Here is an 8,352-nt window from a genome sequence, read left to right as displayed (position 1 = left end):
CTTGAACGGTCGAAATGACGCTTCTTCATTTGCACAACCTCCAGCACGGATTACCAAGGTTCAGCAAAGCGCATGGCTCCTTTAAGACGCCCAACGTTGAAGGTAAGGGGCGCTGCGCGGCGCTTTATCGCGCAGCGTCCAGCAACCGGAGGGAGCGCGCAGTGTTAGCCATGGCGGCGAAATGCAAGTTTGAAATTCAAGTAGAACGCAGGGGCTAAGAAAATCACTATAACAGCCGTATTGAGCAGCCAAGCTACACCGTGAGTTAACAGATTGTAGTCACTCGGCATGGCGGCATCCATAAGTGTTCCGACAACAAAGTCGATTACGCAAAAGGCAAACGTTGGTTTCCAATAGTTTCGAACCCACGTCGGATACCACCTGTATGCCAGGGAGAGGATGCCCTGTGCTAACGCAATAGAGGCAACGATAGTTCCGAAGACTAGCAGCTGAGGGTAACCAAGGACCGAGCTGTCGTCGGCCGCGAGAAGCCCACCTATTAATACCAAGATTGCGTAAATGGTAGCAATGAGTTTTAGAAGGACAACGGGCATGCTTTTTCGGGAATGGCTAACGTGCAAGCTCAGCCGATGGCAAAAAGCGTAGCTTTTTGACGGTCGGCTGGAGCGTAATGTTAGACCTTGGGGTGAAAAGTACCTGCATTACGAGATAACTCCTTGAGCGATACCTGCTTGGCCTTCTACTGGGATACGAACCGCGTATTGAAGAGGGAAGACCTCGTTTTCAGTTAGACCGAGCTTGGCAATAGCTCTCTCCCGGAGGCTGGGTAACAGCAAATGAACCTGGAAGACGACGTACTTGCCTTTGACTAAAATTCCAACAGCATTTACATCAAGGCCGTTGAATGATGAACAGCCAACAAAGCCCGGATACATTTGACCTGACGCCGTAGTGATTTCGGCTGCCACCGTTATCGAAAATGCCTTATTTGGTACCACACAAGTAGCAACGGGCCGAACCCAGGTTTCATCCCTCCCTGGGACACCTTCTTCATCGTCAGCGAACTCCCAGATAGGGTATGTCTCAAGGTCGGCTACGGTGAGTTCGTTTATTGGTTTTCGAGTAGCGAGATTAGGTTCCATGGGGGGGGACCGAGTGGTCTAACGTGCTAGCTCAGGGGCGCGTAGCCGGCTCGCCGGCGAAGCGTCCCTCTGGAGCGGCGGGTTAGAGCAATATCCGCTTCAACCGAAGAATGACTTATACGTTTCATTGGCGAGAGCGAGCGTTACTACGACCCAGAACAAAGCGATTCCTGTTTGGTGCCTAAACAGAAAATAGTCCTTCATCTCTGGCGAGGACTGGTTATGAAAATACTCTCCTCGCGCCCCGTAGACGGCCGACCAGAAGAATCGTGGGTGTTTGGAAAAGTAACTGAATAAGTTCATTACTCGAAGAGTCATGACGAGGCTCACCATCGTGAGCAATAACAGCAGCCAAGGAACATAGGTATTCATTGCTCTAACGTTGAAAATCACCGGACGAAGGCAAGCACAGCTTGCCGAAGGTCCGGTGGATTGGAATGTTATGTCGCATCTTCGCGGCAGTCCTACTTCGCGACCTCAACGCGCCCGTCTGCCCACACTTTTAGCACAAGGGGCGAGAGCTTATAGGGCTGTGAACCATAGTCGAGCGCAATATTCTGCCTAGCGCGTTCTTGAAAGTAGGCGCTGTTATCGATTCCCCACATGATCAAGAAATCGCGATTCGAAATTGAGGCGAAGAACGGATTGCCTAAGTGCTTTGAAGCTTCGCTTCGCACCCAGGGTAAGAGAAGCCGAATAGCGTCGTAACCATCCTTCTCTTCAGATGCCAAGAATGGATCGGGCTTTCCGCCTCCTTGAAGTCGTGCGGATTTGTAGTTGACGTCTACGTTCTTCAACGCGGTTTCAAAAAGCACTTTCTCACCGATCCTCCATCGGACCCGGTCTTCCTCGCGCACATATACGTACCCGGTCGGTTGATCCACCACGACAGCTATGTGAACGTCAGGTATAAAGGGGCGCGTGACAAGCACCCTCTTTCCCTCGAACGGGCGGAGGTAGTCTGCGTGCATGAATTGCACTCTCACTTTGTCGCGGGCCAAAGCCCATGGCATCGACAAGTTTGACTGCGAGTTCTTGATCGAAGACACCATACGCTCGAAGTACTCGACCAGTTCATCATGCCTTTGCGGTTTGCTCAAAGAAGATGACGCGCATAACTTGGACCGAAGATTCTGCAACCCCAACTCGGCGTCGCCCATCCGGATTACATCCGGCGCGCTCCCAACCTCAAATTTCTGTTCGGGAAATTTGCTCCGGAGAAGTTCAAGAGCCTCGGCGCGCAACTGCGGGTAGCTCAAATTGCACTCCGCGGCATGCCCAACCCCACAGAAGAATAGAAATGCAAGCACAAGAACGTTCAACGTCCAGGCGTTCACTGGCGCGTGGCGATGATGGCTATGCGACATAACGTTGTAGGTAAGGGGCGCTGCGCGACGCTTTATCGCGCAGCGTCCAGCGACCGGAGGGAGCGGCCTTGACCGCAGTGTTAGGCCGTTCTTTTTGAAGGGGCATGATGTTTTTCCATATAGTTGGCATAGCTGCCGAAGTGTTTTTGCCGCCCGAGATAGTGAGGATATCTTTCATAGTGCCAACGACAAGTGGCTACAAACTCGGAGAGATCAACCCCCATTTTTACGGCTAACTCTTCTAGGCGATAAGTGTCTTTCATCAACTCTGCGCATTTCTTGTCATTCGCGCCATTAGCATCATAGAGAACACCAGCAGGGAGTTCATGCAGCGTGTATTCAAGGTAGCGAAGAAGGTGCGCGTATTCTTCTTTTTCCGTACGCGTGATCATTGATGCATCTTTCCCAGACACGCCCAACGTGGAAGTGAGCGGCCTGCGCGGCTTTTCGCGCAGGTCCGCTCGACTGTAGGGTTAGCCGGCACCTTCACTCGCGCACTCCCTTTCGGAAGCGCTCATAGGATGACCACTGTGAATCTCGGCCAGCATGAATTTCTATAGGGAAGCGCGGTTGGCCAGTAAGTGCCTTGTTTAGTGCCGCGAGAAACTCTTGTTCAGTCTTGGCATAGAAGATCCATTCGCGGAGGTTCTCCCCGGTTGAGACGAGCGCAAGCACGCTCGTTCCGGACTTTTCTACGAGCGGTTCAAGAAGGTCTTCCATTCGGTCCATCGCCTCACGTTCCGTTGGGAGTGGCATCCCCGACTCGGACTTGTACTTCCAAACGAGAATGACACGATCGGGGAAAGCGGATCGTTGGAAGCCTTCACGAAAATCTTTGGCGTACCGGAACACGATTTCTCGACCAGTGCCTTCTTGCTTCGAAACGGCAGTTGCCCAAGAGATAACTTCTTCCGGCATGGCGGAAGCACTGCAAAGCATAAGAGCGGCAAGCGAAAGTAGACGCTTCATGTGACGGCTAACGTTTGAATTCACCGGCCTGCGCGGCTTTTTGCGCAGGTCCGGTGGAATGATGGGTTGGGCGTCTACATTGCACAAAACACCCCGACTAGATCGCCTCGGACTCCAATTGACACCAAGCCAGCCCCATCAAGGGAAGCTTGCCCAAGGCCAAACTCGTTCTTGGCGGGGTCATACCATTCAACGTACCCACCACGCTCCGCGACCACCCAATACGCGGCATGATCTTTCGCCGTGGCCTGAACTTGCGCATAGGTTTCGGAGAGGACAAACGATTCGAGTCGCGGCGGCACAAGAGATTGCCGCAGAAGTTCAACGTACTCAGCCTCGTTCTCGGCAGACCACGGTACGCCAACCGTGGTGCCGGACGCCACCGAAACATGGCGATGACGCGCCAACGATTCGGCAACAAGTGCTGCGACGTCGGATGCGGAAAGGCTGCTCATCGAGACGCCCAACGTGAAGTAGACGGCGTTATTGCCGTATAAGCTGCTGTTGTGCCGTATATTCTGGAAAAGGCATCACTCAGAAAGGCTTGCCAATTGAGGCATTTGGCAGTTTCTTGAAAATATCTACGAGAATAGATGGCGGTCATACGCGGCGCATGTTCAATAGCATGAGAATTCTGCCAGCAAAGAACTTGAATGTCATGTACTGAGATAGATTGCCAATCACAGCTTCAAGGCGCTTTTTCCTTGGTCCGATCTTGGCCGGAGGCTGACTGACGTCCCCTTGCGGTAGCCTCCCACTTCACCCCCACTTCACAAACCCTCATAACCACCTCACTCACCCCGTCCAGACTCGCTCCCGTCATTCAACCAGGGAGTCAATCATGGACAGGAAACTGCTTTACAAGATCGTCGCCATCGTCACGATGTCGATCCTTCTGCTGATACCGCTGGCGCTGATCGAGGGGCAGATTCGCGAGCGTAGCCAGCGGCAGCACGAGGTGCAGCAGAACATTGCCGAGAGTTCGGCCGGGGCGCAGACGCTGATCGGGCCGATCGTCGTGCTACGCTACCGCGAGCGCCTGCGCGAGACGCGGGTGGTGCCGGAGACCGGCAAGGTCACCGAGAGCACGCGGGTGGTCGAGCACCGGCGGCTGGTGGCGCCGGAGTCGCTGAGCATCGAGGGCGACGTGAAGGTGGAGACGCGCCAGCGCGGCATTTACCAGGCGCGGCTGTTCCACCTCGACAGCCAGGTCGCCGGTCGCTTCCGCTTCAACGCGCCGCCGCCGAGCGGCGATGCCGAGCTGCTCGACCTGCAGGCGACGCTGGTCGTCGGCCTCTCCGATCCGCGCGGCGTGGCCAGCGATCCGGAGGTGACGATCAACGGCCAGCGCCACCGTTTCGCCAGCAGCAAGGTCGATCCGGAAATCATGCCTTTGCAGCCGTTGACCGTGGCCCTCGGGCGCATCGAGGCGGGCAAGCCCTACGATTTCTCGCTGGCCTTTCCGCTGCACCTGACCGGCACCACGCGCCTGGCCATCGCGCCGGTCGGCGAGAGCAACCGCATCGCGCTGAAGTCGGCCTGGCCGCACCCGAATTTCGGCGGCCGCTTCCTGCCGCGCGAGCGCAGCGTCGGCGCCGACGGTTTCAACGCCCGCTGGGAGGTCTCCCACCTCGCCCGCAATTTCGACAACGCACTGAACCCGAACAGCGGCGAGGCGCTGGCGATCGACTTCATCAACCCGGTCAATGTCTATCTGCAGTCGGAGCGCGCGGTGAAGTACGGCGTGCTGTTCATCGTGCTGACCTTCGCCGGCTTCTTCCTCACCGAGATCCTGCGCCGGGCGCCGATCCATCCGCTGCAATACCTGCTGGTCGGGCTCGCGCTGGCGATCTTCTTCCTGCTGCTGATCGCCTTCTCCGAACACATGCCCTTCGCCACCGCCTACGGCCTGTCGGCGGCGGCCTGCATCGTGCTGATCGGCTGGTACCTGGCCGGCGCGCTCGGCGGCTGGCGCCAGGGTGCGGCCTTCGGCGCCGGGCTGAGTGGGCTTTATGGCGTGCTCTTCGGCGTGCTGCGCTCGGAAGACAACGCGCTGCTGATGGGCAGCCTGCTGCTCTTCGCGGCGCTCGGCGCGACCATGCTGGCGACCCGCCGACTCGACTGGTACGGCCTCGGCCGCAAGGCGGAGGACGCCTGATGCCGGCCGGTACCGCGTTCGCTCGCGGCGCGGCGACGCTGGCGGCGAATGCCTGGCCGCTGGCGCTGCTGCCCTCGGCCTGGCATTACCAGCACCCGCTGCTGTTCAGCCTGCGCCACGGCGAAAGCGCGCTGCTCTGGGGCCTGCCGCTGCTCGGCCTGCTCTGCTGGCGGCGGCTGCCGGGCCTCGCCCGGGTGCTGCTGGTCGGCGTCACGCTGCTGCTAGTCTGGCAGGCGGTCGACTACCGCTTGCAGCGTGAAGCGGTGCTCGCCGCCGGGCCGGCGATGCGCACAGTCGGCCAACATTTCATCGTCGGCTACACCGATGTCGAGGAAGTCCGCGAACTGGCTGCCAAGGGCTTGATCGGCGGCATCTACATCGGCCGGCGCAACGTGCGCGGGCGCAGTCTGGCCGAGGTGCGCGACGAAATCGCCGGCCTGCAGGCGGTACGTGCGCAGGCCGGTTTGCCGCCGCTGATCGTCGCTGCCGATCAGGAAGGCGGCCGGGTCAATCACCTGTCACCGCTGCTCGAACGCCTGCCGCCACTGGCCGGCGTCGTCGACCAGCCCGATCCCGGCATCGCCGCGCAGGCCTACGGCGCACGCCAGGGCGGCGCGCTGGCCGGGCTGGGTGTGACGCTCAACTTCGGCCCGGTGGTCGACCTGCGCCCGGCCGACCAGCCTGCCGGCGACATGTTCAGCGACATCCCGGCGCGCGCCATCGGCAGCGATCCGGAAGGCGTCACCGAAGTTGCCGCCGGCTATCTCGACGGCCTCGCCGCCAGCGGCGTGCGTGGCACGCTGAAGCATTTTCCCGGACTGGGGCGGGTCGACCGTGACACGCACCTGCACCCGGCCCGGTTGAGCGAAACGCCGGCCGAACTGGCCACCGACTGGCTGCCCTTCCGCAGCCTGGCCGGCCACGCCGGCAGCGCACTGATGCTCGGCCACGTGACGCTGGAGGCGCTCGACCCCTACCGCGCCGCCTCGCACTCGCCGGCCGTCGTCCGTCTGTTGCGCAATGAATGGGGCTACGACGGCGTGCTGGTCACCGACGATCTGAACATGGGCGCGGTGTACAGCCAGGGCATCGGCAAGGTCGCCAGCGAAGCGCTCAATGCCGGCGTCGACCTGGTGCTGGTCAGCTACGACCCGCGCCAGGTCTACCGGGCGATCTTCGCGGCGGCGCAGGCGCTGGAACAGGGCCGCATTGCGCCGGCCCGGCTGGCCGCGGGCGGCCGCCGGCTGCAGGCGCTTAGCCGACCGCCGGCTGGCGCAGCGGCAACGTGACGCGAAAACGGCTGCCCTTGCCCGGCTGGCTGAAGGCACTGATCGTCCCGCCGTGGATCGAGACGATCGCGTAGGCGACCGACAGGCCCAGGCCCATGCCAGCACCGGGCGGCTTGGTGGTGAAGAAGGGATCGAAGATGCGCGACTGGTTTTCCGGGGCGATGCCGCGACCGGTATCGACGATATCGACCCAGGCCTCGTTGCCGCCGACGCCGGTGCGGATGCCGACGCTGCCGCCGCCGTCGATCGCCTCGACGGCATTGGTCAGCAGGTTCTTGAAGACCTCGCCCAGTTCCGACGGCCGGCAATCGAGTTCGAGCGCATCGCCGTAAGCCGGCAGGAAGCGGATCCGCTCGCCGGCGAGCGGCGAGATGCGCGCCCATGCCGACTCCAGCATCGACTGCAGGTCGACACGGCTGACGCCGCTGTCCTGGGCATGCGCCAGCACACGCAGGCTGGCGACCATGGTGGCCAGCCTGCGTGTGCCCTTGAGCGATTCGTCGAGCAGATCGACCACATCCTCGCGCAGGAAATCGAAATCCAGCGCCTGGCGGGCGGCGGCGATTTCCGCCAGCGCCGGCGAAGCGGCCGGCAACTCGCGCTCGCTGCGCTGGTGCAGGTCGAGCAGGCCGAGCATGCCGTCGATGTAGCGGCGCAGGATTTCCAGGTTGGACTGGACGAAGCCGATCGGATTGCTGATCTCGTGCGCCAGCCCGGCCGACAGCTGGAAGATCGCCGCCAGCTTTTCCGCCTGCAGCAGGCGCCCCTGGGTTTCGTCGAGCTTGCGTTCGAGCAGGCGACGGTGGGTCTCCGAATGGAAGCGCTCGCTCACGTCGAGAAAACTGACCACCCGCTTGACGCCCGCCCAGACCGCCGGTTGCGGCTGCGAGCGCCATTCGATGACGCGGCCGTCGAGGCACTCCAGGGTTTCCCGCCAGGTGGCGTCGGGCGCGTTGCACAGGCGCGCCAGGCTGTCGCAAAAGGCCTGCGGTTCCGCCAGCTGGGCCAGCAGCGCGGCCATCACTTCCTCGTGCCGCCAGAAGGCGATGACCTCGTCGGGAATCCGGAACAGGCTGACCAGCCGCGAATTGAAGCGGATGATGCGGTCGTCGACGTCGAGCGCCAGGATGCCTTCGTCGGAAGATTCGAGGATGGTCCCCAGCAACTGCAGCAGGTTCTCCGTCTGCGCCTCCGACTCGAGCCGCTCGGCGGCCTGGCGGGCGCTCTCGGCGACCACCGCCTGGTGGCGCTCGAGGGTCAGCGCCAGCAGCGCCGCCAGCGTTTCGCCGGCCATCGCCCCGCCCTGTTCAAGTTGCGCCAGGCCGTCGGCGACGGCGGGCGGACGCCCGGCGGCTGCCGGGAAGGATTGTTCGATCAGCTTGCGTATCCGCTCATCCATGCGACACCTCGGCAACGATTGACGGCAGTCCGGACGCGAGCGCGGGCAGTCGCGTCAGCTGCGGCTC

Annotated in this window: 8 protein-coding genes; 2 read left to right on the top strand and 6 right to left on the bottom strand. The window is 61.0% G+C overall.

Going from position 1 to position 8,352, the window contains the following annotated elements:
* Positions 1 to 662 precede the first annotated feature (662 nt).
* The 5 genes from DFR40_RS16895 to DFR40_RS16885 form a co-directional block, all read right to left on the bottom strand.
* Positions 663 to 1,103, bottom strand: a complete 441-nt coding sequence (locus DFR40_RS16895) for a hypothetical protein (RefSeq protein ID WP_147431277.1) — start codon at positions 1,101 to 1,103, stop codon at positions 663 to 665.
* A 464-nt stretch (positions 1,104 to 1,567) separates the two neighbouring features.
* Positions 1,568 to 2,362, bottom strand: coding sequence for a DUF1444 domain-containing protein (locus tag DFR40_RS02675; RefSeq protein ID WP_121456958.1), 795 nt, complete (start codon positions 2,360 to 2,362; stop codon positions 1,568 to 1,570).
* A 188-nt stretch (positions 2,363 to 2,550) separates the two neighbouring features.
* A complete protein-coding gene (locus tag DFR40_RS16890; protein WP_147431276.1) occupies positions 2,551 to 2,862 on the bottom strand; it encodes a hypothetical protein in 312 nt (103 codons plus the stop codon).
* Between the two features lie 94 nt (positions 2,863 to 2,956).
* A complete protein-coding gene (locus tag DFR40_RS02670; RefSeq protein WP_121456957.1) occupies positions 2,957 to 3,439 on the bottom strand; it encodes a DUF695 domain-containing protein in 483 nt (160 codons plus the stop codon).
* Positions 3,440 to 3,513: 74 nt separating this feature from the next.
* Entirely contained in the window at positions 3,514 to 3,894 is a 381-nt protein-coding gene (locus DFR40_RS16885) for a hypothetical protein (RefSeq protein ID WP_147431275.1), read from the bottom strand.
* A 386-nt stretch (positions 3,895 to 4,280) separates the two neighbouring features.
* Here DFR40_RS16885 and creD point away from each other — a divergent pair, with 386 nt between their 5' ends.
* Together creD and DFR40_RS02660 are read left to right on the top strand one after the other, a co-directional pair.
* On the top strand, positions 4,281 to 5,597 hold the full coding sequence (gene creD, locus DFR40_RS02665) for a cell envelope integrity protein CreD (protein ID WP_121456956.1): 1,317 nt from the start codon (positions 4,281 to 4,283) through the stop codon (positions 5,595 to 5,597).
* Positions 5,597 to 6,886 carry a glycoside hydrolase family 3 N-terminal domain-containing protein gene (locus DFR40_RS02660; protein ID WP_121456955.1) on the top strand — a complete coding sequence of 430 codons (1,290 nt, stop codon included), beginning with the start codon at positions 5,597 to 5,599 and terminating at the stop codon, positions 6,884 to 6,886. The genes creD and DFR40_RS02660 overlap by 1 nt, the downstream gene beginning before the upstream one ends.
* Here the strand turns inward: DFR40_RS02660 and DFR40_RS02655 are convergent.
* The gene (locus tag DFR40_RS02655) at positions 6,852 to 8,285 is read right to left on the bottom strand and encodes a sensor histidine kinase (RefSeq protein ID WP_121456954.1); all 1,434 of its coding nucleotides are present in this window, start codon (positions 8,283 to 8,285) and stop codon (positions 6,852 to 6,854) included. The genes DFR40_RS02660 and DFR40_RS02655 overlap by 35 nt on opposite strands.
* Positions 8,286 to 8,352 lie beyond the last annotated feature (67 nt).

The organism is Azonexus fungiphilus (genome assembly GCF_003634965.1).
GTDB classification, from domain to species: Bacteria; Pseudomonadota; Gammaproteobacteria; order Burkholderiales; family Rhodocyclaceae; genus Azonexus; species Azonexus fungiphilus.
The sequence above is the reverse complement of the archived record's forward strand: the minus strand, read 5'-3'. Positions and strand labels throughout refer to the sequence as shown.

Coding starts and splice junctions, on each gene's coding strand:
- DFR40_RS16895 (WP_147431277.1), bottom strand. CDS start 1,103: ATGGAACCTAATCTCGCTACTCGAAAACCAATAAACGAACTCACCGTA.
- DFR40_RS16890 (WP_147431276.1), bottom strand. CDS start 2,862: ATGATCACGCGTACGGAAAAAGAAGAATACGCGCACCTTCTTCGCTAC.
- DFR40_RS02670 (WP_121456957.1), bottom strand. CDS start 3,439: ATGAAGCGTCTACTTTCGCTTGCCGCTCTTATGCTTTGCAGTGCTTCC.
- DFR40_RS16885 (WP_147431275.1), bottom strand. CDS start 3,894: ATGAGCAGCCTTTCCGCATCCGACGTCGCAGCACTTGTTGCCGAATCG.
- creD (WP_121456956.1), top strand. CDS start 4,281: ATGGACAGGAAACTGCTTTACAAGATCGTCGCCATCGTCACGATGTCG.
- DFR40_RS02660 (WP_121456955.1), top strand. CDS start 5,597: ATGCCGGCCGGTACCGCGTTCGCTCGCGGCGCGGCGACGCTGGCGGCG.
- DFR40_RS02655 (WP_121456954.1), bottom strand. CDS start 8,285: ATGGATGAGCGGATACGCAAGCTGATCGAACAATCCTTCCCGGCAGCC.